Below are 22,145 nucleotides of genomic sequence, written 5' to 3' on the forward strand. Positions count from 1 at the left end.
GTTATCGTCTGAACTCACACCATTTTTCATGATAATTGATACAGATTTTTAACCTTTCAGCAATAAAAGATATTCATTTTTTATTGAACGTTCAATCAAAAAAAAGTTTAATGGGACAAATCGGATCATGAATCACCGTCGTTTACCGTGATTCATCACGCAAAAATGAAGGGGAGAAAATGAAGGGGAAGTGCGGTGCCTAAAGTCGGAATGCAGCCCATCAGACGGCAGCAACTCATCGAAGCGACGCTGGCCGCGATTAACGATGTGGGGATGCATGATGCCTCAATCGTACAGATTGCCCGACGTGCGGGCGTGTCGAATGGAATCATCAGCCATTACTTCCGCGATAAAAATGGCTTACTGGAAGCGACGATGCGTTATCTGATTAGTCATCTAGGGCTGGCGGTGAAATCAAGGTTGCTGAATCTGGCAGAAAATACGCCTCGCGCACGCTTGCGGGCGATTGTTCAGGGGAATTTTGATGATAGCCAGACGAATAGCGCAGCGATGAAAACCTGGCTAGCGTTCTGGGCCAGTAGCCTGCATTCCCCCATGCTCCATCGGCTACAGCAGGTTAACGATCGGCGACTTTACTCCAACCTGTGTGTCGAATTCAGCCACTGTTTGCCGAAGGATCGCGCGCGTGTTGCAGCAAAAGGGTTGGCGGGGTTGATTGATGGGCTGTGGCTACGTGGTGCGCTAAGCCATGAGGCCTTCAACCGCGAAGAAGCGCTGAGCATTACCTACGACTATATCGAACAGCAGCTCGTCCGCGCGTAATCCTTCCTTATCATTTTTGCCTTTTCTGCCCTGAACGTTTGTTCGGGCAGCCATCAGACAGGAGAATTTATGTCTCACTACGGTTTACAACAGCTTTATATCAACGGCACTTATGTCGATAGCACGGGTGACGATACGTTTGAGGCGATTAACCCCGCGAATGGCGACATCATTGCCCACATTCAGTCGGCCACTGCTGCTGACGTAGATCGGGCGGTCAGTGCAGCAACCTCAGGGCAGAAAGTATGGGCGGCGATGACGGCGATGGAACGCTCGCGCATTTTACGTCGCGCCGTGGATATCCTGCGTGAGCGCAATGATGAACTCGCCTTGCTTGAAACGCACGATACTGGTAAGCCGCTCTCGGAAACCCGCACTGTTGATATCGTGACCGGCGCGGATGTTCTGGAGTACTACGCAGGGCTGATTCCTATGCTGGAAGGTCAGCAGATCCCTCTGCGTGATACCTCATTCGCCTACACCCGCCGTGAACCGCTTGGCGTGGTCGTGGGTATCGGTGCCTGGAACTACCCCATTCAGATCGCATTGTGGAAATCTGCCCCTGCGCTGGCGGCAGGCAATGCGATGATCTTCAAACCCAGTGAAGTCACGTCGCTCACCGCGCTGAAGCTGGCGGAAATCTATACCGAGGCTGGGCTGCCGGCTGGCGTATTCAACGTGCTGACGGGGACGGGAAAGTCGGTTGGTCAGGCGCTAACCACGCATCCGGGGATTGCCAAAGTCTCTTTCACCGGTGGGATTGCCAGCGGGAAAACGGTAATGGCCAATGCCGCAGGTTCGACCCTGAAAGAGGTCACGATGGAGTTGGGTGGAAAATCGCCGCTGATCATTTTTGATGATGCCGATTTGGATAAGGCAGCGGATATCGCCATGATGGCGAATTTCTTCAGCTCAGGACAGGTGTGTACTAACGGTACACGCGTCTTTATCCCGCAGGCATTGCAGGCACAGTTTGAGGAAAAAATTCTGGCGCGCGTTCAGCGCATTCGTATTGGTGACCCGACTGACGAGCTGGTGAATTTTGGCCCGCTGGTCAGCTTCCCGCACAGAGAGTCCGTACTGCGCTATATCGAAAGCGGTAAGCGTGAAGGTGCCCGCGTGCTGGTGGGCGGCGAACCGATGACTGACGAGAAGTATGCGCAAGGTGCATTTGTTGCCCCAACGGTGTTCACGGACTGCCGGGACGACATGAAGATTGTGCGCGAGGAAATCTTTGGCCCGGTCATGAGTATTCTGACGTATCAGAATGAGGATGAGGTTATCCGCCGCGCTAATGAGAGCGAGTATGGGCTGGCGGCTGGCATCGTGACCCGCGATCTGAATCGGGCACATCGGGTGATTCATCAGCTTGAGGCCGGAATTTGCTGGATCAACACCTGGGGTGAGTCTCCGGCTGAAATGCCTGTGGGCGGCTACAAACATTCAGGTGTCGGACGTGAAAACGGCATAACAACATTGGAACACTATACGCAAATCAAGTCTGTACAGGTTGAACTGGGTGAATTCCGCTCGGTATTTTAAACGAAGGGGAGAAAGCCTAATGGAATATGATTACATCATTATCGGAGCCGGTTCGGCAGGAAACGTGCTGGCAACGCGTCTCACAGAAGAAAGCGACGTAAGCGTTCTGCTGCTCGAAGCGGGCGGCCCGGACTATCGTTTGGATTTTCGCACGCAAATGCCCGCCGCATTGGCTTTCCCATTGCAGGGGAAGCGCTATAACTGGGCTTATGAAACCGACCCAGAACCTCACATGAATAATCGCCGTATGGAATGTGGTCGCGGCAAAGGGCTGGGTGGTTCCTCGCTGATTAACGGTATGTGCTACATCCGTGGCAATGCGATGGATTTTGATAACTGGGCGACCATGCCGGGTCTGGAAGACTGGAGTTACCTTGACTGCCTGCCGTATTTCCGTAAAGCAGAAACGCGAGACGTGGGGTCGAATGACTACCATGGCGCGAGCGGTCCTGTTTCAGTGACGACGCCGAAGATGGGAAACAACGAACTGTTTCACGCGATGGTTGAAGCGGGCGTACAGGCCGGATATCCGCGTACGGACGATCTTAACGGCTATCAGCAGGAAGGTTTTGGTCCGATGGATAGAACCGTCACGCCGAAGGGGCGTCGAGCCAGTACCGCGAGAGGCTATTTGGATCAGGCAAAAGGCCGTAAAAATCTGACCATCGTGACGCATGCCTTAACTGACAAGATTCTCTTTGACGGAAAACGTGCCGTTGGCGTGGCTTACTTTAAAGGGGAAAGTGCGCAGACGGCGAAGGCACGCCGCGAGGTGCTGCTGTGTGCGGGCGCAATCGCCTCGCCGCAAATCTTGCAACGTTCTGGCGTGGGGCCGAAAGACTTGCTCCAGCGTCTCGATATTCCCGTGGTACACGATTTGCCCGGCGTCGGCGAGAATCTGCAGGACCATCTGGAAATGTATTTGCAATATGCCTGCAAAGAACCGGTATCGCTGTATCCAGCGCTGCAGTGGTTTAACCAGCCTAAAATCGGCGCGGAATGGTTGTTCAATGGCACTGGTGTTGGGGCTAGCAACCAGTTCGAAGCGGGTGGCTTTATTCGCAGTCGGGATGAGTTCGCCTGGCCGAATATTCAATACCACTTCTTGCCCGTCGCCATTAATTACAACGGCAGTAATGCGGTGAAAGAGCACGGATTTCAGGCGCACGTCGGCTCCATGCGTTCACTCAGCCGGGGGCGTGTACAAGTGCGATCCAAAGACGCCCGCGAGCACCCTAGCATCTTGTTCAACTATATGTCGACGGAGCAGGATTGGCAGGAGTTTCGCGATGCGATCCGCATTACGCGTGAAATCATGGCGCAGCCCGCACTGGATAAATACCGTGGGCGAGAGATCAGCCCTGGGCTGGAGGTTCAGACTGATGAGGAACTGGACGAGTTTATCCGCACTCATGCTGAGACAGCATTCCACCCCTCCTGTTCTTGTAAGATGGGAGAGGATGAGATGGCGGTGGTCGATGGGCAAGGCCGGGTTCACGGTATGGAAGGGCTACGCGTGGTGGATGCTTCCATCATGCCGCAGATTATTACCGGTAATCTGAACGCGACAACCATCATGATTGCCGAGAAAATTGCCGACCGAATCCGCCGCCGTCAGCCGCTTCCGCGCAGCAAAGCGCGCTACTATGTTTCCGGAAATACCCCAGTGAGAAAAGCGCCGCTGAAGTCGGTTTCGTGACGCTTCCTGCATAGCCAGATGGACCGCAGAGAAAGCGCGGTCCATACTTTTCATTGCTATACACAATCTGACAAACAAACGCCTTCCGCACCATTACTATGGGTGACAACACCATCAGTGATGTCACTTTTCCTTGAGGAATGAAAATGAATAATTGGCTGCAACAGATTCAGGGCTTATTGGGCTCCGGTAGCAAGCAGGGGAATCAGCATCAAGGGGGTAAAAACGGCAATTTGGGCGATATGCTAAAGCCTGCTGCGCTGGGCGGTTTGGCGGGCGTATTGTTATCGAATAAGTCCACGCGGAAAATCATGGGTTCATTGGGTAAAAATGCGTTGATCATTGGTGGCAGTGCTGCGGCGGGCGTGGTGTTGTGGAACCAGTACAAAAAACGTGTTCGCGATACGCATCAGGACGATCCGCAGTTTGGCACTCAGTCCTCGGGTGACAATATTCGTGCCCGTCGTCTGATTCAGGCTCTGGTTTTTGCTGCTAAAAGTGACGGCCATATTGATGCGACTGAGAAACAGCGTATTGATGAAAATATTCAGCAGCTGCAACTGGGCAGTGAAGCGCAGCGCTGGGTGCAGGAAGCCATAGAACAACCGCTTGATCCAATTTTGCTGGCGAAAGATGTGAAAAATGAGGAAGAGGCGCTTGAGGTCTACTTCTTGAGCTGCGCGGTCATTGATGTTGATCACTTCATGGAGAAAAGCTATCTGGATGCGTTAGCGACCGAATTGAAGATACCGCAAGATGTACGGCAGTCGATCACCAATGAACTGAAAAGTCCATCATAGTAGGGCGAGTGGTTTAAGCGATGGTGAGATAATGTCGGAGAAATAAACGGGTAATGCGGGCGAAAGGTTTTTCGCCCGCAGTGCTATCTGATGCTTAGAAAGCGCTGGTGTCTTTGAACAGACCGACTTTCAGTTCGTCAGCGGTATAGATCTGCTGACCGTCAACCAGTACTTCGCCATCAGCAATCCCCATCACCAAACGGCGATTGATCACGCGTTTGAAGTGAATGCGATAGGTTACTTTCTTCGCTGTTGGCAGCACTTGTCCGGTGAATTTAACTTCACCCACGCCGAGCGCGCGGCCTTTGCCTTCGCCACCCAGCCAGCCCAGATAGAAGCCGACCAACTGCCACATGGCATCCAGACCGAGGCAACCTGGCATCACCGGATCGCCGATGAAATGGCAACCGAAGAACCATAGGTCAGGCGTGATATCCAATTCGGCTTCCACATAGCCTTTGCCATACTTACCGCCGTCTTCCGTCATTTTAACGACGCGGTCCATCATGAGCATGTTAGGGGCAGGCAACTGAGGGCCGTTCGGGCCGAACAGTTCGCCACGACTGGAGGCAAGGAGGTCTTCTTTTGTATAGGATTCGCGTTTATCTACCATGGTCTCTGTAAGCCTTGTTTTAATGAAGCACGCAGGTTAGCGTACACCTGTACGCTGGGCAAGTCTGTTGCGTCTGGTTGAACCAGTTGGTTTAACGGAAAAACCAAGGGAAACGTCTACGTTCTTGCGGTGTCAGTTGCCCAATTCGCTCACGAATGGCGGACAGCAGGTTTGGCTGCTGTTCATCGTCATAAGCGCAATTGGTCAATAATGACAACGCTTCCGGCGCAGTTTCTACCGGGAAAAGGTGGAATTTCCCTTCGCGTACCGCTTCAACGACATCTTCCTGTAAACAGAGATGGCGTAAATTAGCCGCAGGTAAAACCACTCCCTGTGTTCCCGTCAATCCACGACGCTGGCAGACCTCAAAGAAACCTTCAATTTTCTCATTCACGCCGCCAATGGGTTGCACGTTACCAAATTGATCGACGGAGCCGGTCACAGCGAACTGCTGATTGATTGGCCGCAAGGAGAGGGCGCTAACCAGCGCGCACAGCTCTGCCAGTGAGGCGCTGTCGCCATCAACTTCGCTGTACGACTGCTCGAAGACCATGGAAGCCGAGAAAGGCAGCTGTTGATCAAGCTCCAGTTCCGTAATCAGGAAAGCCTGCATAATCATCATACCCTTGGCGTGTAAATTGCCAGCAAGTTCGGCTTTGCGTTCAACGTCGGTGAATTCACCGTCGCCAGCGTGAACCACACAGCTGATACGTGTCGGCTCGCCAAAGGCAACGGGGTAGCCTGGGAATTCCAATACTGAAAGTCCATTAATCTGGCCGACGACTTCGCCTTCTGTTTCGATCAGGATCTGGCCTAATTCTATTTCATCCTGCATACGTTCACGAAGGTAGCCTTCACGCCATTGGCGAGCGGCAACGGCGTCAACCAGCGCCTGCTCCGTGATTTGGCCATCTCTGGCATATAGCGACGCATATTTTAACTGACCGATTAGCCAGCGTGGGCATAATGGTAAATTACCCTGATCGCCGCTGTAGCGTATCGCAACGTTCACTAATGCCGGCCAGGCATCGGCGTCCAGCAACGGTAGTTGATTTTCGCTGCATAGTGCGTTGATGTAGGAACACCAGCGCGCCATGTCATCCGTTTCAATCAACTGCAATTGTGCTTCGAACTCGCCATAAATAGCGTGTTCGCCTAATTCCGGCTCCATATCATGAATATCTGCCAGACTTTCACGGTCACCGAGAATGATTAGGCGAATATCAAGCGGCATCGGTGGCACATCAACAGGAAGTGGCTTGCGCTCGTCTGGTGACTGCCAACGATAAATACCTTCAGCCATAATCTGCTTCAGACGCAGCCACATCAATGGCTGAGCCAGCAGCGTTCTGGCTGATAGGATCAACGTGCCGCCGTTGAGCTGATGAATCAGTCCTGGATGCAGCGTGATTTCATCGTGAAAACTGCGTACGCAGCCGAAGAGTTGTTCAGGTTCAATCCATTCCTGATAACCACAGAGCTGCTGTGCGGCAAAATTATCTGCAGGCTGTGTGGCGGGTTCGACCCGGATATGACGACCCTCAATGATATATTTACTGCCATGTATCGCCCCGGAGTCTGGCCTGATGGCGCTTAGCGCACGGGCGATCAATGCCATATATTCATCATTCTCTTGCGCTTTCAACAGCATAAAGCGGGAAGGGGAACGAGGGTGGCAAAAGAGCGTCAGGCTGTCTGCCAGACGCGACTGAATAGCGGAGAATTCAGCAGGAGCAAGCTGAGCTGCCTGAGTGAATAGCGTTTGATAAGGCGTATTATTGGGCAGTAAATGCTGCCATGAGAGTCGGTTACTGGTCAAAGTATCAATGTAATCGTCTGAAGGAAAAGCGTGATTATACAAGAATAATCTAGACTTCGCATAAGGAGAGTCATCTCTCCGTCATCTTTCATACGTTGAAGCTCAGACCAGGTTTGGCTAATCATCTTAAAAGCTGTCAGAAAGCCGCCAGAAAGCGGTCAAAATCAGGGAAAACTGTTATGCTGAAAGTCACGTTACGCGGTCACTGAAGAATTTAATATGAAATATCAACAACTAGAAAATCTTGAGTGCGGGTGGAAATGGAAATACCTGGTGAAGAAGCATCGGGAGGGAGAAGAGATTACGCGTTTTCTCGAGCAAAGTGCTGCGGATGACGCCGTACAGGCATTGCTTAAAATGGAAAATCAGCCGGTGAAAGTGCTGGAGTGGATTGCACAGTGTATGAATCCCTCTTTAGAAAACCGGATGAAGCAAACGATTCGTGCACGGCGTAAACGTCATTTCAACGCAGAGCACCAGCATACACGCAAGAAATCTATCGATCTGGAATACCTGGTCTGGCAGCGCCTTGCGGCTCTGGCTCAGAGACGTGGGGTGACCTTATCAGAAACGATTGTACAGTTAATCGAAGACGCTGAGCACAAAGAAAAATATGCCAGCCAGATGTCGCTGCTTAAACAGGATCTTAAAGCCATTCTGAATAAAGACGAGACGTGATCGGTGTTTTTGTCATTTATCGCGCTGACAAACATGCATAAAAAACGCAGGGAGCGTTTTTCAACGTTGCGTACCAACGGCCCGAAGGGTGACAGACAAGGATGTTCTTCATAAAAAAAACCTCGCCGAAGCGAGGTTTTTTTTCGTTAATAACTTAAGCCTGAGGCTGAGTTACAACGTCTTTGATGCCTTTAACTTCGATCTCTACGCGACGATCCGGTGCCAGGCAGTCGATCAGCGCAGCACGAGGTTTCACGTTGTCACAGGTAGAACCGGTAACTGGTTGAGATTTACCCAGACCACGAGCAGAGACTTTGTTCGCAGGGATACCTTTAGAAACCAGGTAATCAACGACGCTCTGTGCGCGTTTTTCGGACAGGCCTTGGTTGTATTGCTCTGAACCTAAACGGTCAGTGAAGCCCAGAACAACAACGGAACCGTCTTTCGGATCCAGAGAGCTCAGCTGGGTGTACAGTTGATCCAGTGATTGCTGGCCTTCTGCTTTCAGCGTTGCTTTGTTGAAGTTGAACAGGACGTCAGATTTCAGCGTGAAACGCTTGGTTTCAACAACTGGAGCCGGAGCTGGAGTTGGAGCAGGAGCAACAACTGGTGCTACGCGGTCATCTTGGCCGAAACGGTAAGACAGGCCAACGCTCATCAGCAGGTTGTCTGGACGGGCACCAACGGTACCAGCATCACCAATGTTGCTTACCCATTGGTAGTCAACACGTGCAGCCCAGTTTTTGTCGATAGCGTATTCAACACCAACTGCAGCCAGCGGAGAAACGCCAGTGTCGTCGTTGTTGATGTCGCCGCCGCCGATAGCCGCGTGGCTGTCTGCGCGCCATACCATACCACCCAGACGGCTATAAACGTCCAGATCAGGCAGAACTGGGTAGCTCAGTTTAGCAGCCAGTTGGATGCCCTGTGCTTTGAAGCTCGCGCTGTCTGCTGCGTTAGCAGTAGAACCTGCATACTTCATGCGGCCCAGCCAGTCGTAGCCCAGTTCAAAGCCCAGGTACGGGTTGGCTTGATAACCAACAAATGCACCAGCGCCTAACTTGCTTTTGATCGGGTTGTTATTGATACCGGTGTAACCATTGCCGTAGAAACCAGTATCGTGGAATTGAGACACACCCAGTTTACCACCGGTGTACCAGGTATTGTCTTTAGGAGCTGCTTGCGCGACGGTCGCGAAGCTAGCCAGTGCCACTGCAACTGCGATAGCTGTTTTTTTCATTTTACGCCTCATTATCATCCAAATCGGCAATTAACCCGGAGGGCTAATAAACCTTTGGTTAAAATCCTTTGGTCGGAGACTTTGCCCTTATTTATGACTCACTGTCAGTCAACTGACGTTATAAAAGAGCAACTCCAGCGAGTTAAAGTCTACAACGTGATGAGAAAGTTACAAGTATGATGTGATTTGCGTCATAAGAAAATCGCACGATTCATACATACTTGCTAACAAATAGTAGATGCTTTTGACAGATCTTACGCCTTTTAGCTGTATCAAATATATCCAAAAAGCCCGCAGAATACCGCTCTGCGGCGATCGATAAGACATATAACCTGAATGGGCTGAGAAAATTCTTAATTTACTTAATGATACAATGTCGAATGAATTTTAAGGCTAGGAAACAGTCTATAGGCGTCAGCGCCAGCACTTTCTGGCCGCATAATAAAGCCATACGTATTTCCTGCCTGTGCGGCGTGCCGTAACCGAACCTTCTCTTCTTCCGTCAATTCGTGCGGTAACCAGCATAAAACAGCGCTGTAATTCCCTGTCAGCAAAGCTCTTTCCATGGCATCAACGGTAAACAGCGGATTGATGTGGTGGAGTTGCACCATTTTATCCAACGGCAGCCCAGATTGCTGGACCCAAGGGCGGCTCAATTTTTGCTGCGGCGAAAGCCATAACAGCCAACGAGACTGCGTGCCTAGCTGCTGTAAGAGCGGTAATAACAGGTGTGTGACTATGGGCTGATCGGCGTTATACACGATTTCGCTGATAATTCCACCTGTGGCAACCGAGGGCTCCGCAGCGTGTTGATTTGCAGAAAATGATGACGGCTCGATGTTGTGAGAGCGGATTGATTGCGTACGCATAATGAGTTCTACCCATAGTGTTACTGTATGAACATACAGTATCCGCTGTGTGCGTGAAAATCAACCTGATTTTTTGAAAGCGCTTCGCATATTCCTTATGCAAGAGACAGTAAACACATTTACTGTTTGAAGCCGCATCGGGGCTGTGGTTAATTATTTGTTCCTGCTACAGATATTTTTAATTGTTCAGGACGAGATCATTTCAATACTAAGGATTATGGCAATGAAGCAATTATGCAAAAAAAGGATTTTGCAATCTCAGCAGTCTTTTTCATCTTTGGGGGACATCACTTCACGTTCCCAATTTGGTGGCTACAGCATCGCAGCAAATAAAACGATTTTTGGACTGGTGTCGGAAGGGGAGCTTTATCTTCGCGCCAGTAAGAAGGATGAAAAATATTTTCAGCAGCGTGATATGCCTAATCTGATTTATACCAAGCGCGGTATGCCCGTTCCGTTGAATTACTTTCTTGTCGATGAAGCATTATGGCAAGAATCTGAGCAGCTATTGTATTTCGCCCATCTGGCGTTGGGAGGGGCGCAGTATGATAAGGCAGTCAGAAGTACCAACGGGCGGTTAAAGGATCTTCCGAATCTTAACCACGATATCGAACGGCTGCTGTGGAAAGCAGGGATCAAGAATGTCGATGAATTACAGCATTATGGTGCCAAAAACAGCTATCTCGAGTTGCGGAAGGTTCGCGCTAATCTGAGTGTTAACGTGCTATTGGCGCTTGCTGGCGCCATTTGTGGCACACATCAGGCGGCACTCCCTCGCGGTATCCGCAATGAACTGTTGGAATGGTATAAAAGCAATGCGGTTTCCAAAGGGCCAAAGCACTGAGGGATGCGTCTGTTTCACTGTGTCATCATGTCATTTTTTAGCTGTACGAGTTCAGGTAAGAGACCGATCAACAGGCCGATTTGCTGAATAATTAATGATTCTTTACTGTCTGACTCGGGTGAGAGGGATTGAAGACTGGCGGTAATGGTTTTCAATCCCTGATTGATACGTAAACTTTCCTCTTCGCTACAGTGTAGCGCACCATCAACATGACAAACGGCATCATCCAGCAATTGCAGCGTTTCCGTTGAGGTAATTTTCCCGCGGTGTGCGCCGAGCGTCGAAATATAGCTTAGCAACGTATGATTCAGGCACATAAAGCGGAATGCGCTGTCCAGCTTGCTTCTGGTCGCATGAGGTTCTGAAGACATATTCGACACAACGGATGCCAGTTCGGCATCGCAGTTATGCGCATCGCGGCGGGCAATACGATAAGGCAGGCTATTATCTTTCCCCTGATAATATTGAACCATGATCGCATCAAGATAACGGCAGTTAGCGTCCAGTGTCTTATTGATGACGGTTGGCAGACCGCGAAAGCGCCAGTCCGGCCAAATAAAACTCACCGCCGCCCAGGCGATGGCACACCCGAGTAGCGTATCAATGATGCGTGGCACCGCAACGTCAAAGCCTTCACCCAACAGGTTGAAACAGAGCAGGACGAGCAGCGTAATAAACATGGTCGCGTGGGCGTACTGCACGTTGCGAAAAGCGAAAAATAGTACGCCGCTAATAACGATCAACGTGAGCTGTCCTTCCAGCGAAGGAACGAAGTACAGGATGGGTAAGCCGAGCAAAATACCGGTCAATGTCCCGATGATTCTCAACGTCAGTCGCCGCCGAGTGGCATTATAGTTGGGCTGACAAACAAACAGGCTGGTGAGCAGGATCCAGTAACCGTGTTGCAAGCCCGTTATCTGAATTAATGCGTAGCCGCTACAGAGCAGCACGGACATACGGATAGCATGACGAAACAGTGCTGACTGCGGCGTCAGGTGGCGGCTAATACGTAAGCGGATGTCACTCCAGCCCGTGATTTTGTCGTCTGCCAGCGTGTTTTCCGGGTTGTTCTCTTGCTCAATGGCCTGTTCGGATTCGATAGTCGCTAGCTGGGCATCAATGGCGCGTAAATTATTTAATAGATAAGTGAGTGCCTTAATTTGCGAGGCATCTGCCATGTTGTTGGCAGCGATACGCGCAATAGCGGATTCAAGATGTACGAAAGCCCGCTCAATGCGGCCGTCATGCTGATATTTTTGGTGCAGCAGAATGGATTGCGATAGCTGCTGACAGGCTTTGGCCTGCCTACTCAGCAGGCGCTGAAAGCGAAATAGGACGTCGCTATAACGCAGTTTCTCACGCAATTGCGGATAGTAAACATGCGATGAACTGGCCCGTTCGTGAATATCCTGTGCGACGAAATAGTAGTGCAGCGTTTGACGCGTTCCACGCTGGCCGCGATCGCCCCGCAGGCGAGTTAACAGCGATGACTTGGTCTGATTGAGTGTCGCAACCAGTTGGCTGTTTGCCATCGCGACATCAATTAAGGGCTTGTCAGTTTCTTCCTCAATATCGGGATCGAAGAGGTTGGCTTTGGCATCCAGATAGCGTGCCAACTGCTGATAACACTGTGCGAGGTTGTCCTGCAACGGGCGGATGGGGAAAATCACATGGCCGAATAGTGTCAGCAGGTTGTACCACGAGGCCCCGATCAGCAGCATGATGGGCTGCTGATACCAATTGTCGTAAAGGGATATGCCCAGCATGGTGTAAATCGCGATCAGCAATGCGCCGAATGCGATGGTTGCATAGCGTTGCCCTAATGCGCCGAGCAGAATAAAGCCGCAGGTCGATACCGCCAGACCAAGACCAAATAGCCAGGGGTGGGGAAAAAGCAGTTCGATCGAGACGGAAGCGACAAAAAAACAGGCCAGCGTAATGAACAAATTACGCAGACGCCCGGTGAGGCGATCGTCAAGGTCGGTGAGGGCGGCCGCGACGACGCCAAGCGTTACGGGGATTGTCGATGTTGGCTGACCCAGCCACCAGGGAACTGCCGCCGCACCACTCAGTGCAATAAAGATGCGAATGGTATACAGCCAACTGCTGTTATACACATAGCGGCGAATTCCTGAGGCGAAGGTGAGCAACGTAATATCCTTAGATGCCGTTAGCGAAAGTGGCGGCGGGCATTGTTTTCCCTGGCTGCCTGCGCCAGTTCGACGGAAACCACGCGACGCCCTACTGGCCACAGCGCGATGGCGGCAATTTTAAAATTGGCGATGCCAACAGGAATGCCAATGATCGTAATGCACTGTGCGATGCCTGTAATGATGTGCGACAGGCAAAGCCACCAGCCAAAGAAAATGAACCAGAAGATATTCAGTAGCGATCCGCCAGCGCTGAGAATTGCGCTCTTTTCATCTGGGCGTAGCTCATCAACATGGATCGCTTCATTGCCATAAGGTAAGAGCGACAGCTTGGTGATTTCCCAGCATGAACGCGTTAGCGGTAAAGTAAAAATCAGCAGCACGCTGACGACTGTTGCCAGAAGCCAGGCTAACGTGGTGAAAAAACCACCTAATACGAAATTAAGGATATTCAACACAGTACGCATAGTCTCTCCTGTACTTGTAAGGTAACCAGATAACGTCCCAAACTCGCTGATGGTAAAAGAATTATCACATTAAGCATCAGGATATCCTAACCTGTTTTTAAGGCTAGAGCGTGAAGTCCGATAACGGGTAAACTAGGGAACAGATAAACGACAAAAAATGGACAAATAACCTCTCACATAGTCATGGCGCGAACATCATGGAACTGAAATCTACCTCGTTAGGTAAACATCTGGCCCAGCATCCTTACAATCGGGTGCGGTTACTGAATGCCGGTGTCGAAGTGAGTGGCGATAAACATCAATACCTGATCCCCTTTAATCAGTTACTGAGTATTCATTGTAAAAGAGGCCTGGTGTGGGGAGAGCTGGAATTTGAATTGCCAGCCGGAAAAGTGGTGCGCCTGCATGGAACAGAGTGGCAGGAAACGCAGGCTTTTTACCGCCATCTTCTTAAATCCTGGCTCGACTGGAGTGAGGAGATGAGTCTGATCAGCGCTGAAGTTTTACAGCGCCAAACGGACACTATTCACACGCTGACGCAGCAGGACAAATGGTTTAGCCGTCAGGCTCTGACTACGTTGCAGAATGCCATTCGCGATTCGCTGGGGGCTTTGCCCCTGCCTGTTTCTCGTCTTGAGACTTTTGATAATTGCCGTGATAACTACTGGCACTGCTTACGCTGGCTTGAGCAGGGTGATGAGATGCGCACTGCGGTGAATCAGGCATGGATGGATCGCACACTGGCGGCAGAGCAGCCTTTCTTTGAAACGGTGGAGAGTTCGCCATTAAATGTGTCGCAGAGTAAAGCGGTGATCAATGGCGAAGAAGGCGTACTGGTACTGGCGGGCGCAGGCAGCGGAAAAACCTCCGTGCTGGTGGCCCGAGCGGCGTGGTTAATGCACCGACAGGAGGCCACGCCCGATCAAATTTTGCTACTGGCATTTGGTCGTAAAGCGGCAGAAGAGATGAACGATCGCATTCGGGAGCGGCTTCATACGGATGAGATTCAGGCTAAGACGTTCCATGCGCTGGCATTGCACATTATTCAGCAGGCTAGCCGCAAGGCCCCGATGATAAGCCAACTGGAAAGTGATGCGAAACAGCGTCGCGAACTGCTGGTTTCTCATTGGCAGCAGCAGTGTGCAGAGAAAAAAACGCAGGCTAACGGGTGGCGACGCTGGTTAACGGAAGAGCTGGAATGGGATGTACCAGAAGGCGATTTCTGGAACGACCCGAAGCTGGCAGGGCGGTTGGCCGGGCGACTTGAGCGCTGGTTGGGATTGATGCGTATGCACGGCGGCAGCCAGAGTGAAATGGTTGAGCAGGCACCAGAATCCATTCGGGCGGAGTTTCAGCAACGCATTCGCCTGATGGCACCGCTGTTGAAAGCCTGGAAAAAAGCGCTTAAGGACGAGAACGCCGTCGACTTCTCTGGCCTTATCCATCAGGCCGTGAACTTGCTGGATAAAGGTCGCTTTGTAAGCCCTTGGAAGCACATTCTGGTGGACGAATTTCAGGATATTTCGCCACAGCGTGCGAGCTTGCTTGCAGCTCTGCGTCGACAAAATAGCCGTACCTGTCTTTTTGCCGTCGGGGATGACTGGCAGGCCATTTACCGTTTTAGCGGTGCTGAGCTGGCGTTGACGACGGCATTTGAACAGCATTTCGGCGTAGGCGAGCAATGCGCGCTGGATACGACCTATCGCTTTAATGAACGCATTGGTGAAATCGCCAACACGTTCATACAGCAAAACCCGTATCAGTTGAAGAAACCGCTTAATAGCCTGAGTAAGGGAGATAAAAAAGCGGTGACTATTCTGCCTCAGGAGCAGCTTGAGCCACTTCTGGATAAACTGAGCGGTTTTGTGAAAGCTGATGAACGCATTCTCGTGCTTGCGCGTTATCACCATTTACGCCCGGCGATTTTGGAGAAGGCGGCAACCAAATGGCCGAATTTGCACATTGATTTCATGACGGTGCATGCCAGTAAAGGGCAGCAGGCGGAATATGTCATTATCGTAGGCATGCATGAAGGGAAGGACGGCTTCCCGGCGCCGGCAAGAGAGTCTGTGATTGAGGCGGTGCTGTTACCTGAACCGGAGGACTTCCCCGATGCGGAAGAGCGGCGTTTGCTCTATGTGGCGTTGACAAGGGCGAAACATCGCGTGTGGTTGCTACAGGATGTGGCGAATCCATCGGTGTTTATTGAACATCTCCATCGTTTAGGTGTACCGACGCAGCGTAAGCCGGGATAACGAAAAGAGAAAAGTAGAACAGAAGAGACCAGCGTCGACAGCGTAGTACGCCGCTGGTCCATTGTGATGCACTGATATTATTTCAGACGATCTTGCAAGTAGCGCTGATAATCAGGAATGGCGATTTGAACGGATTCTTTAAATAGCGCTGAGTTAATCAGGAAATCCGCCGTTGCCCGGTTGGTAGCAACAGGAATGTTCCAAACTGTAGCCAGTCTCAGCAGCGCCTTCACATCGGGATCGTGTGGTACGGCGTTAAGCGGATCCCAAAAGAAGATCATTAAATCGATTTTCCCTTCGGAAATGAGTGCGCCAACTTGCTGGTCACCCCCCATCGGTCCACTTAGCATGCTTTTTACGGGCAGGCCCGTGTTCAACTGAATCAGGTTGCCGGTGGTTCCGGTAGCGTAAAGCGTGTGCTCTGTGAGCTGTTGTTTATTCGTACCAACCCAATCCAGCAAAGATTGTTTACAGTGGTCGTGTGCGACCAGCGCGATATGTTTTTGCGCGGGGATGGTACGGGTGGTGAACTCCATGGTTACGTCCTTCAATCTGGTGTAGTAAAGCTGACGCTAGGGTACAGACAGATTACGGAAACGGAGTTTCAGTGCAAAGCGATAAAAGCAGGAAAAGGCGAACGGGTATCAAAAATCAGATGTGACTGCGCGTAAAATCACCAGCTTACGGATTCATTCAGTGCGGTAGCAAAGCCCGCAACTGAAGCCCCGTTCGCCGCCGCGTTGTACTCTGACATTTTTCGCTCTATATCGAGTAGCTCATTGTCTGCGATCACAAACGCATCTGTACGCACGGGGATAGCCTGGTTTTTTTCATCAAGCAATTGATATTGAGGCTGGGCGGTAAAATTTTTGCGATCCTGAAGGGTTTGCAACGGTGGTAGCTTGAATGACACCGATGCCACTTTTTCCGTGTTAAAGGTCGCAATAAAGGTTGAAGGGAAATAGGTCGCTGGCGCACCGGTCTGGGCATCGACAGTATCGACGACTTTGAACAGAATCTGGTGTTGACCACTGCCAAGTTCGAGGCTATCGGCACCTTTCAGCAACGAGCCTGACATCTTTTGCCCGTCAACCATAAGGAGATCGATTTTCTGATCTAATTTCAACGTTGTTGCCGCCATTGCAGAGGTATTTAAACCTGCAATAACAAGGCAGACAGTGATGAAGCCGAATTTCATAATTTTCCCAGATGGAACGTAATCCGAGTATTGTTGAGGAATTGTCTGAATGTGTCAAAGGTTTCAATTTGAAACAGGCTGTTATGGCATTTTTCGCGCTATAGGGCGCAGATGGAGGTGGCCTTAAGCCATTTCATGCTATTCGTAGAATGTGCGATACACTGTAATCAATCACGCAAGAGAGGTTGAATAGCATGAATGACAGAGAGATTGAGTCTGTACTGAAAACGGTAAAAACCATTGCGGTAGTGGGGGCCAGCGATAATCCATCCCGTCCGAGCTATGGCGTGATGGCATATTTGCTTAAGCAGGGCTACGACGTTATCCCTGTTAGCCCCAAACTGGCCGGTCAGACGCTTTTAGGTCAAAAAGCGTATGCCAGCTTAGAGGATATTCCTAAACCAGTTGATATGGTCGATGTTTTTCGCCAGCCGGAAGCGGCCTATGAGATTGCCAAAGAGGCCATCGCCATCGGCGCTACCGTTCTGTGGCTACAGATTGGTGTCATTAATGAGCAAGCTGCAATTTTGGCTCACGATGCCGGGCTAACAGTCGTAATGGATCGCTGTCCGAAAATTGAAATCCCGCGGCTGGGGTTGGAGAAATAAGTTGCAGATAGGCGATGCTGAATATCACAACATCGCCAATGCCTGCCTTTGGTGATTGCATCTGCTGTTAGTGAAAAACTAATGGCGCAGCTGTGGCGCGCGGCGTTGAATGACCTCGGCTAATTCGTTTAGCGAAGGGTGGTCATGCTCAGAAATCTCTTCCTTCATCAGCTGCGCTTCTGCCAGATAAGTATGAATCGGTTGGCCTTCGTCATCTTCCATCACAACGTGGTACCACGGTTCGGAGCGCGGCGTGTCATTGCCGCTAATTTCTTCCCAGGTGGGCGTGTCTAATGAGTATTCGGGATCGATATCAATCACAACCCCCGGAAATCCCAGTTGTTTATGACGAATCTGTTGTCCGATACCAAATTTACAGATGATCATATCACCCCCCTGGAAATAGATTACACTTTCTACTCGTTGCGGATGGCGTGAAGGAAAAATAACCGCATCCGATAACGCCTTTTAGCGTACAGCGTTTTTCAAGTCATGTGCTCGTTGATGAATCGCTGGCTGAACACATTATTAACAGTATGGTGTAAATTTTTAGAAGATACAGGTCTGCTAATGAAATGTTGTGTGGTTGCAGGGTAGGAAAGGGGGGGGAAGAAGATGGCAAAGATAGCGACGGTCGCCTATGTCTATGGTGTGGTTCAGGGCGTTGGATTTCGTTACAGCACGCAGCATCAGGCTAGGCAGCTTGGGCTCAATGGATATGCACGCAATTGTGATGATGGCAGCGTGGAGGTGGTAGCAAGCGGTGAACCTCATGCGGTAGAAGCGTTGATTGAGTGGCTGAAGCAAGGAGGCCCACGAAGCGCCAGAGTGGATAAGGTGCTTATTGAGCCACATGGCAAGGCGGACTATGAAGGGTTTACGATCCGCTATTGAACCTGAGTGACACTAGATGCATTTCACCGGTTTGGGTAAGCCGGCGATTTTAGTTGCCTGCTTGGCTGGCCCTTTCGGGAACAGTTTGTACAGGTAGCGGCTATTTCCTTTCTCCTCACCATACTTTTGCGCCATTGCCTTAACCAGCATGCGTATCGCGGGTGACGTATTGAACTCCTGATAAAAATTCCGCACAAACCGGACGACTTCCCAATGCGGTTCAGTCAACACAATGCCTTCCTGTTCAGCTAACACGGGAGCCAATGTTTCACTCCATGCGGTGCTGTCCATCAGGTAACCCTGTGCGTCAGTTGCGATTGTCCGCCCTTCAAACTCCAACATCTTCTCTCCGACTGCGATAGTTCAGCCCGCAGTTTACCAAATTTTTCTATCTGCACCGGAATAAAAAAAGCCCCAGATGGGGCTTTCTTGGTGCGGCGATAGATGGGGCTTAGTCGTTACGCATGATGCCCAGAATGCTCAACAGGCTAACGAAGATATTGTATATCGCGACATACAGGCTAACTGTCGCCCGGATGTAGTTGGTTTCGCCACCGTGGATGATGTTACTGGTCTCCCACAGGATGGCACCCGCAGAGAACAGAATAAACAGGGCGCTGATTGCCAGATGCAGAGCCGGAATCTGCAAGAACAGATTGGCGATAACGGCAACAACCAGGACAACAAATCCAGCCATCATCATGCCTGACAGGAAGGACATATCCTTACGTGTCGTTAAGACATAAGCTGAACAGCAGAAGAACACCACCGCCGTGCCGCCGAGCGCCAGCATGACAATGTCGCCTGCGCCGGTGGAAATCAGCGAGCTTAAAATTGGGCCCAGCGTATAGCCCATGAATCCGGTCAGTGCGAACGCGGCCAGAATGCCTGCAGGGCTGTTAGCCAGCTTGTGCGTCAGGAACATCAGACCATAAAACCCAACCAGCATCAGAATTAAGCCAGGGGCAGGCAGGTTGAGTACGGTGCTTGCCGTGGCGGTAACGGCTGAAAAACCCAGTGTCAGCGACAGCAGGAAATAGGTGTTGCGCAGCACTTTGTGCGTGCTGAGTAGCGAGCTTTCACGGGTAGAAGAAACAACAATACGATCCATATCAGCGACTCTCTCTTCAGGGTGCTATTATCCAATGTCAAAGAGTAAATAGTTTCATGACGTTATTAAAGATGGTTTACCCTTCTTTACGCTGAAATTTTTCATTTTTCTGCCAGCGCTTGTGTTTTGTTCGGCAAGTGGTGTGATATCGGAGATAAATTGCACTATTTTATCTGCTGCGTGACGGTTTTGCGTCCAATTGCACTGCGTTAGGCTATTTTTCAGGCGATTGAGCGCTGTGATGCTTTACAAGATCTCACACACTGTTTATAGTTCGCGTCATTGCGGAGGAGTGGCCGAGTGGTTGAAGGCACCGGTCTTGAAAACCGGCGACGCGAAAGTGTTCTAGAGTTCGAATCTCTACTCCTCCGCCACAAAATTCAACGGGTTAGCTTAGGCTAGCCCGTTTTCGTTTGTGCTATGAAATCCCAGAATCGTTTTTTACCTTATGGCGCTGATGTGGCGATTGTCCGTAACAACTTCTGCGCTGAGCATGTTGAAACATGTAGTGAAGACACGAAGCGAGTTTTTCCCATCACCTATTCATTCAGAAATGAATACTAACGATTGGTAAAAAATAAATAAGCATCGCGTTATTTATTATTAATAAATCGATAATTATTGCTCAATAATAACAATATAAATACCGGTGTTATTTATTGCTTACCTATTCCTGTTCGGCCTTGCGTACATTAAATAAAGCACTGAACTGGAAAACATGCATGTGACTGAAAACGATAAATTGATGTATTGACTACAGATTAAATCAGGAAATCATCCTGAGTTTTATAAACAACCAGATCGAGCAATGTGCGATATTTTTCCTGAAAAGCGGCATTGGCCTCTGTTTCAATCTTGTGGACTAATTTAGCGATGATGGCCTTGTTACTGACGGAATGACCAGATTGAATGATCTCTTCCACAATGTTGCCAAGCATTTCCATATCGCTGATCTGAGAGTCAAGACTGAGAACATCAGATATCGGGAGCTCGTTTTGGGGTACCTCTGAATGCATTGCTTTTCCTCCCTTTAGCGCTTTCTGACAGGGTGAATGCACGTCTTGCCAGACAGCACGAACGCGCTATCCGCCAGACATGAAGAAATCGTTACTTAACTTTAGTCGATCATACGCATAAAACCAGTCGATAAGATAAATAAACACAGCGTTACTCAGCAATGCTTCCAAACGTGAAAGGATGACGGGGATCAATGGTCAGGCGGATAAATATGAATTGTTTGTTTCCCACCAATATTATGTCTGAAATAATTATGCGAGATACATAACTTCAATAAGTTAAACATAACGAGAGGAAAGGAGGCAGGGAAAAACATTAACTGAACATAAAGACTATTAATGCATTTTGATTACGACCTATAAGATTTTGATCTGTACAAGAAGATGACATTTTATCTGTGATACATGCTGTTTATCAATAAATGTCTTTTTGTCAAAAATTGTCCGTTTACCCAAAAAGTATCTCTTTATCAAAATGTCTTTTTATCAAAAGAGAACTGTAGTTTACCTGGAGCGTTGGCATGCAAAAGATCAGAGCAAAAGCAGTTTGTCTTTTCCGCAATAATGGCAAAATTCTGTTAGCCGAAGGGCATGACCCGATAAAAGATGAGCACTATGTGTTGCCGCTCGGTGGAGGCATCGATTTTGGCGAACTGTCGCAGGCCGCGGCGGAGAGGGAAGTTCAGGAGGAAATCAGTGCGGCGACCAAGGACTTTTCGCTGTTGGGCGTTTCAGAGAATATTTTCTCCTACAATGGCAAGCCGGGTCATGAGATTGTCTTTGTCTATGAGGCCAGATTTCAGGATGAGTCTCTTTATCAACAAGATATCATTCATGGTATAGAGACAAACGGTGTTCCGATCGTGACCCGCTGGTTTGATATTGATTTGCTGCGCTCAGGGGAAATCAAGTTTTATCCTCATGGTATAGTGGACATGATCTAGTCGGAATTGACTGGTGGGGATGATGGCATGCCGTTGATCCGTAATGATAATCCGTGCCGATGTTAAGCATCGAAATAAGGAAAAAAAGATGCAGGTTTTGATAGTGATTGATATGCAAAATGCGGTGTTTTCAACGCCAAGAGCGCGACAAGCGCAGACGGTCGCATTGATAAACCAGCTTTCAGATGCAGCAGATCGGACGATTTTTATTCAGCATGAAGAAGACGGCATGTTGTCTGGCAGCGATGGGTGGCAGCTATTACCTGAACTGCATCAGCCAGAGGGAAGTCTGTTTATCACCAAAACGGCGTGCGATGCATTTTACCGCACGTCGTTAGCCGATGTGCTGGCTGAATTGGGTGTTAACCACCTAACGATTTGCGGATGCGCGACGGACTATTGCGTTGATGCAACCATTAAGAATGCAGCCAGCCGAGGCTATGCGCTGACGATTGCAGCCGATGCGCACACGACGGCGAATCGCGGCGAACTGAAAGCCGAACAGCTCGTCACGCATTACAACGACGTGTGGCGGAATTTTATTATTCCGGGCAACACGATTACGGTAGAAACTACGGAGCACATCGTTGCTTCATGGAAGATGAGTCGTTAGTT

23 protein-coding genes and 1 tRNA gene are annotated in these 22,145 nt (G+C 49.9%); 12 read left to right on the top strand and 12 right to left on the bottom strand.

Translation table 11 applies throughout. From position 1 onward, the window contains the following. The first annotated feature begins 195 nt into the window (after window positions 1-195). The 4 genes from betI to MYB54_RS08145 all read left to right on the top strand — a co-directional run bounded on the left by betI (window position 196) and on the right by MYB54_RS08145 (window position 4,824). A complete protein-coding gene (betI, locus tag MYB54_RS08130) occupies window positions 196-783 on the top strand; it encodes a transcriptional regulator BetI (protein WP_039275685.1) in 588 nt (195 codons plus the stop codon). Between the two features lie 69 nt (window positions 784-852). Next, the gene (gene betB, locus MYB54_RS08135; RefSeq protein WP_248721787.1) at window positions 853-2,325 is read left to right on the top strand and encodes a betaine-aldehyde dehydrogenase; all 1,473 of its coding nucleotides are present in this window, start codon (window positions 853-855) and stop codon (window positions 2,323-2,325) included. A 19-nt stretch (window positions 2,326-2,344) separates the two neighbouring features. Beyond that, window positions 2,345-4,024 carry a choline dehydrogenase gene (betA, locus tag MYB54_RS08140; protein WP_014915876.1) on the top strand — a complete coding sequence of 560 codons (1,680 nt, stop codon included), beginning with the start codon at window positions 2,345-2,347 and terminating at the stop codon, window positions 4,022-4,024. Window positions 4,025-4,170: 146 nt separating this feature from the next. Continuing rightward, window positions 4,171-4,824 (top strand): tellurite resistance TerB family protein, encoded by a 654-nt coding sequence (locus MYB54_RS08145; protein WP_010275999.1) that lies wholly within the window; start codon window positions 4,171-4,173, stop codon window positions 4,822-4,824. 94 nt (window positions 4,825-4,918) lie between these two features. Here the strand turns inward: MYB54_RS08145 and fabA are convergent, their stop codons facing one another. Together fabA and MYB54_RS08155 are read right to left on the bottom strand one after the other, a co-directional pair. Beyond that, window positions 4,919-5,437 (bottom strand): bifunctional 3-hydroxydecanoyl-ACP dehydratase/trans-2-decenoyl-ACP isomerase, encoded by a 519-nt coding sequence (gene fabA / locus MYB54_RS08150; RefSeq protein ID WP_014915875.1) that lies wholly within the window; start codon window positions 5,435-5,437, stop codon window positions 4,919-4,921. A gap of 91 nt (window positions 5,438-5,528) precedes the next feature. Then, complete coding sequence (locus MYB54_RS08155) at window positions 5,529-7,298, bottom strand: AAA family ATPase (RefSeq protein WP_039509337.1); 1,770 nt, start codon at window positions 7,296-7,298, stop codon at window positions 5,529-5,531. A 177-nt stretch (window positions 7,299-7,475) separates the two neighbouring features. On the opposite strand from MYB54_RS08155, the gene matP reads away from it, so the two are divergent. Then, window positions 7,476-7,934 (top strand): macrodomain Ter protein MatP, encoded by a 459-nt coding sequence (matP, locus tag MYB54_RS08160; protein WP_014915873.1) that lies wholly within the window; start codon window positions 7,476-7,478, stop codon window positions 7,932-7,934. A 154-nt stretch (window positions 7,935-8,088) separates the two neighbouring features. On the opposite strand, the gene ompA is transcribed toward matP, so the two are convergent. Beyond that, window positions 8,089-9,174 (bottom strand): porin OmpA, encoded by a 1,086-nt coding sequence (ompA, locus tag MYB54_RS08165; RefSeq protein ID WP_014915872.1) that lies wholly within the window; start codon window positions 9,172-9,174, stop codon window positions 8,089-8,091. A gap of 362 nt (window positions 9,175-9,536) precedes the next feature. Further along, complete coding sequence (gene sulA / locus MYB54_RS08170; protein WP_010276016.1) at window positions 9,537-10,043, bottom strand: SOS-induced cell division inhibitor SulA; 507 nt, start codon at window positions 10,041-10,043, stop codon at window positions 9,537-9,539. A gap of 223 nt (window positions 10,044-10,266) precedes the next feature. Here sulA and MYB54_RS08175 point away from each other — a divergent pair, with 223 nt between their 5' ends. Then, complete coding sequence (locus tag MYB54_RS08175) at window positions 10,267-10,887, top strand: TfoX/Sxy family DNA transformation protein (RefSeq protein ID WP_039285861.1); 621 nt, start codon at window positions 10,267-10,269, stop codon at window positions 10,885-10,887. Between the two features lie 14 nt (window positions 10,888-10,901). Here the strand turns inward: MYB54_RS08175 and yccS are convergent, their stop codons facing one another. After that, window positions 10,902-13,037 carry a YccS family putative transporter gene (yccS, locus tag MYB54_RS08180; RefSeq protein WP_040043588.1) on the bottom strand — a complete coding sequence of 712 codons (2,136 nt, stop codon included), beginning with the start codon at window positions 13,035-13,037 and terminating at the stop codon, window positions 10,902-10,904. Window positions 13,038-13,057: 20 nt separating this feature from the next. Beyond that, window positions 13,058-13,504, bottom strand: coding sequence for a YccF domain-containing protein (locus MYB54_RS08185; protein ID WP_010276031.1), 447 nt, complete (start codon window positions 13,502-13,504; stop codon window positions 13,058-13,060). Window positions 13,505-13,701: 197 nt separating this feature from the next. On the opposite strand from MYB54_RS08185, the gene helD reads away from it, so the two are divergent. Next, on the top strand, window positions 13,702-15,759 hold the full coding sequence (helD, locus tag MYB54_RS08190; RefSeq protein WP_014915869.1) for a DNA helicase IV: 2,058 nt from the start codon (window positions 13,702-13,704) through the stop codon (window positions 15,757-15,759). Window positions 15,760-15,836: 77 nt separating this feature from the next. On the opposite strand, the gene MYB54_RS08195 is transcribed toward helD, so the two are convergent. Beyond that, entirely contained in the window at window positions 15,837-16,295 is a 459-nt protein-coding gene (locus tag MYB54_RS08195) for a methylglyoxal synthase (RefSeq protein ID WP_014915868.1), read from the bottom strand. Between the two features lie 137 nt (window positions 16,296-16,432). Continuing rightward, on the bottom strand, window positions 16,433-16,957 hold the full coding sequence (locus MYB54_RS08200; RefSeq protein WP_014915867.1) for a DUF2057 family protein: 525 nt from the start codon (window positions 16,955-16,957) through the stop codon (window positions 16,433-16,435). Window positions 16,958-17,151: 194 nt separating this feature from the next. Here MYB54_RS08200 and MYB54_RS08205 point away from each other — a divergent pair, with 194 nt between their 5' ends. Beyond that, on the top strand, window positions 17,152-17,565 hold the full coding sequence (locus MYB54_RS08205) for a CoA-binding protein (protein ID WP_014915866.1): 414 nt from the start codon (window positions 17,152-17,154) through the stop codon (window positions 17,563-17,565). Window positions 17,566-17,643: 78 nt separating this feature from the next. Here the strand turns inward: MYB54_RS08205 and hspQ are convergent, their stop codons facing one another. Then, window positions 17,644-17,952: a heat shock protein HspQ gene (gene hspQ, locus MYB54_RS08210; RefSeq protein WP_014915865.1), complete on the bottom strand. Its 309-nt coding sequence runs from the start codon at window positions 17,950-17,952 to the stop codon at window positions 17,644-17,646. 228 nt (window positions 17,953-18,180) lie between these two features. On the opposite strand from hspQ, the gene yccX reads away from it, so the two are divergent. Beyond that, the gene (gene yccX, locus MYB54_RS08215) at window positions 18,181-18,459 is read left to right on the top strand and encodes an acylphosphatase (protein WP_014915864.1); all 279 of its coding nucleotides are present in this window, start codon (window positions 18,181-18,183) and stop codon (window positions 18,457-18,459) included. Window positions 18,460-18,471: 12 nt separating this feature from the next. Here yccX and tusE read toward each other — a convergent pair whose 3' ends face one another. Both tusE and yccA read right to left on the bottom strand, forming a co-directional pair. Next, window positions 18,472-18,801 carry a sulfurtransferase TusE gene (gene tusE, locus MYB54_RS08220; protein WP_014915863.1) on the bottom strand — a complete coding sequence of 110 codons (330 nt, stop codon included), beginning with the start codon at window positions 18,799-18,801 and terminating at the stop codon, window positions 18,472-18,474. Window positions 18,802-18,910: 109 nt separating this feature from the next. After that, a complete protein-coding gene (yccA, locus tag MYB54_RS08225; protein ID WP_010276064.1) occupies window positions 18,911-19,570 on the bottom strand; it encodes an FtsH protease modulator YccA in 660 nt (219 codons plus the stop codon). A 286-nt stretch (window positions 19,571-19,856) separates the two neighbouring features. Here yccA and MYB54_RS08230 point away from each other — a divergent pair. After that, window positions 19,857-19,944, top strand: a tRNA-Ser gene (locus tag MYB54_RS08230). 387 nt (window positions 19,945-20,331) lie between these two features. Here MYB54_RS08230 and MYB54_RS08235 read toward each other — a convergent pair. Next, complete coding sequence (locus tag MYB54_RS08235; RefSeq protein WP_014915862.1) at window positions 20,332-20,586, bottom strand: biofilm/acid-resistance regulator YmgB/AriR; 255 nt, start codon at window positions 20,584-20,586, stop codon at window positions 20,332-20,334. A 521-nt stretch (window positions 20,587-21,107) separates the two neighbouring features. Between MYB54_RS08235 and MYB54_RS08240 the strand changes: the two genes are divergently transcribed. Both MYB54_RS08240 and MYB54_RS08245 read left to right on the top strand, forming a co-directional pair. Then, window positions 21,108-21,530, top strand: coding sequence for an NUDIX hydrolase (locus MYB54_RS08240; protein WP_014915861.1), 423 nt, complete (start codon window positions 21,108-21,110; stop codon window positions 21,528-21,530). 88 nt (window positions 21,531-21,618) lie between these two features. Then, complete coding sequence (locus MYB54_RS08245) at window positions 21,619-22,143, top strand: isochorismatase family protein (protein ID WP_014915860.1); 525 nt, start codon at window positions 21,619-21,621, stop codon at window positions 22,141-22,143. The last annotated feature ends 2 nt before the right edge of the window (window positions 22,144-22,145 follow it).

The organism is Pectobacterium nicotianae, from assembly GCF_023272715.1.
Lineage (GTDB): Bacteria > Pseudomonadota > Gammaproteobacteria > Enterobacterales > Enterobacteriaceae > Pectobacterium > Pectobacterium brasiliense.

Bases quoted from the DNA above. Each gene is read 5' to 3' on its own strand.
- betB (WP_248721787.1), top strand. From the start codon at position 853: ATGTCTCACTACGGTTTACAACAGCTTTATATCAACGGCACTTATGTC.
- betA (WP_014915876.1), top strand. From the start codon at position 2,345: ATGGAATATGATTACATCATTATCGGAGCCGGTTCGGCAGGAAACGTG.
- MYB54_RS08145 (WP_010275999.1), top strand. From the start codon at position 4,171: ATGAATAATTGGCTGCAACAGATTCAGGGCTTATTGGGCTCCGGTAGC.
- fabA (WP_014915875.1), bottom strand. From the start codon at position 5,437: ATGGTAGATAAACGCGAATCCTATACAAAAGAAGACCTCCTTGCCTCC.
- matP (WP_014915873.1), top strand. From the start codon at position 7,476: ATGAAATATCAACAACTAGAAAATCTTGAGTGCGGGTGGAAATGGAAA.
- ompA (WP_014915872.1), bottom strand. From the start codon at position 9,174: ATGAAAAAAACAGCTATCGCAGTTGCAGTGGCACTGGCTAGCTTCGCG.
- sulA (WP_010276016.1), bottom strand. From the start codon at position 10,043: ATGCGTACGCAATCAATCCGCTCTCACAACATCGAGCCGTCATCATTT.
- MYB54_RS08175 (WP_039285861.1), top strand. From the start codon at position 10,267: ATGAAGCAATTATGCAAAAAAAGGATTTTGCAATCTCAGCAGTCTTTT.
- MYB54_RS08185 (WP_010276031.1), bottom strand. From the start codon at position 13,504: ATGCGTACTGTGTTGAATATCCTTAATTTCGTATTAGGTGGTTTTTTC.
- helD (WP_014915869.1), top strand. From the start codon at position 13,702: ATGGAACTGAAATCTACCTCGTTAGGTAAACATCTGGCCCAGCATCCT.
- MYB54_RS08195 (WP_014915868.1), bottom strand. From the start codon at position 16,295: ATGGAGTTCACCACCCGTACCATCCCCGCGCAAAAACATATCGCGCTG.
- MYB54_RS08200 (WP_014915867.1), bottom strand. From the start codon at position 16,957: ATGAAATTCGGCTTCATCACTGTCTGCCTTGTTATTGCAGGTTTAAAT.
- MYB54_RS08205 (WP_014915866.1), top strand. From the start codon at position 17,152: ATGAATGACAGAGAGATTGAGTCTGTACTGAAAACGGTAAAAACCATT.
- hspQ (WP_014915865.1), bottom strand. From the start codon at position 17,952: ATGATCATCTGTAAATTTGGTATCGGACAACAGATTCGTCATAAACAA.
- yccX (WP_014915864.1), top strand. From the start codon at position 18,181: ATGGCAAAGATAGCGACGGTCGCCTATGTCTATGGTGTGGTTCAGGGC.
- tusE (WP_014915863.1), bottom strand. From the start codon at position 18,801: ATGTTGGAGTTTGAAGGGCGGACAATCGCAACTGACGCACAGGGTTAC.
- yccA (WP_010276064.1), bottom strand. From the start codon at position 19,570: ATGGATCGTATTGTTGTTTCTTCTACCCGTGAAAGCTCGCTACTCAGC.
- MYB54_RS08235 (WP_014915862.1), bottom strand. From the start codon at position 20,586: ATGCATTCAGAGGTACCCCAAAACGAGCTCCCGATATCTGATGTTCTC.
- MYB54_RS08240 (WP_014915861.1), top strand. From the start codon at position 21,108: ATGCAAAAGATCAGAGCAAAAGCAGTTTGTCTTTTCCGCAATAATGGC.
- MYB54_RS08245 (WP_014915860.1), top strand. From the start codon at position 21,619: ATGCAGGTTTTGATAGTGATTGATATGCAAAATGCGGTGTTTTCAACG.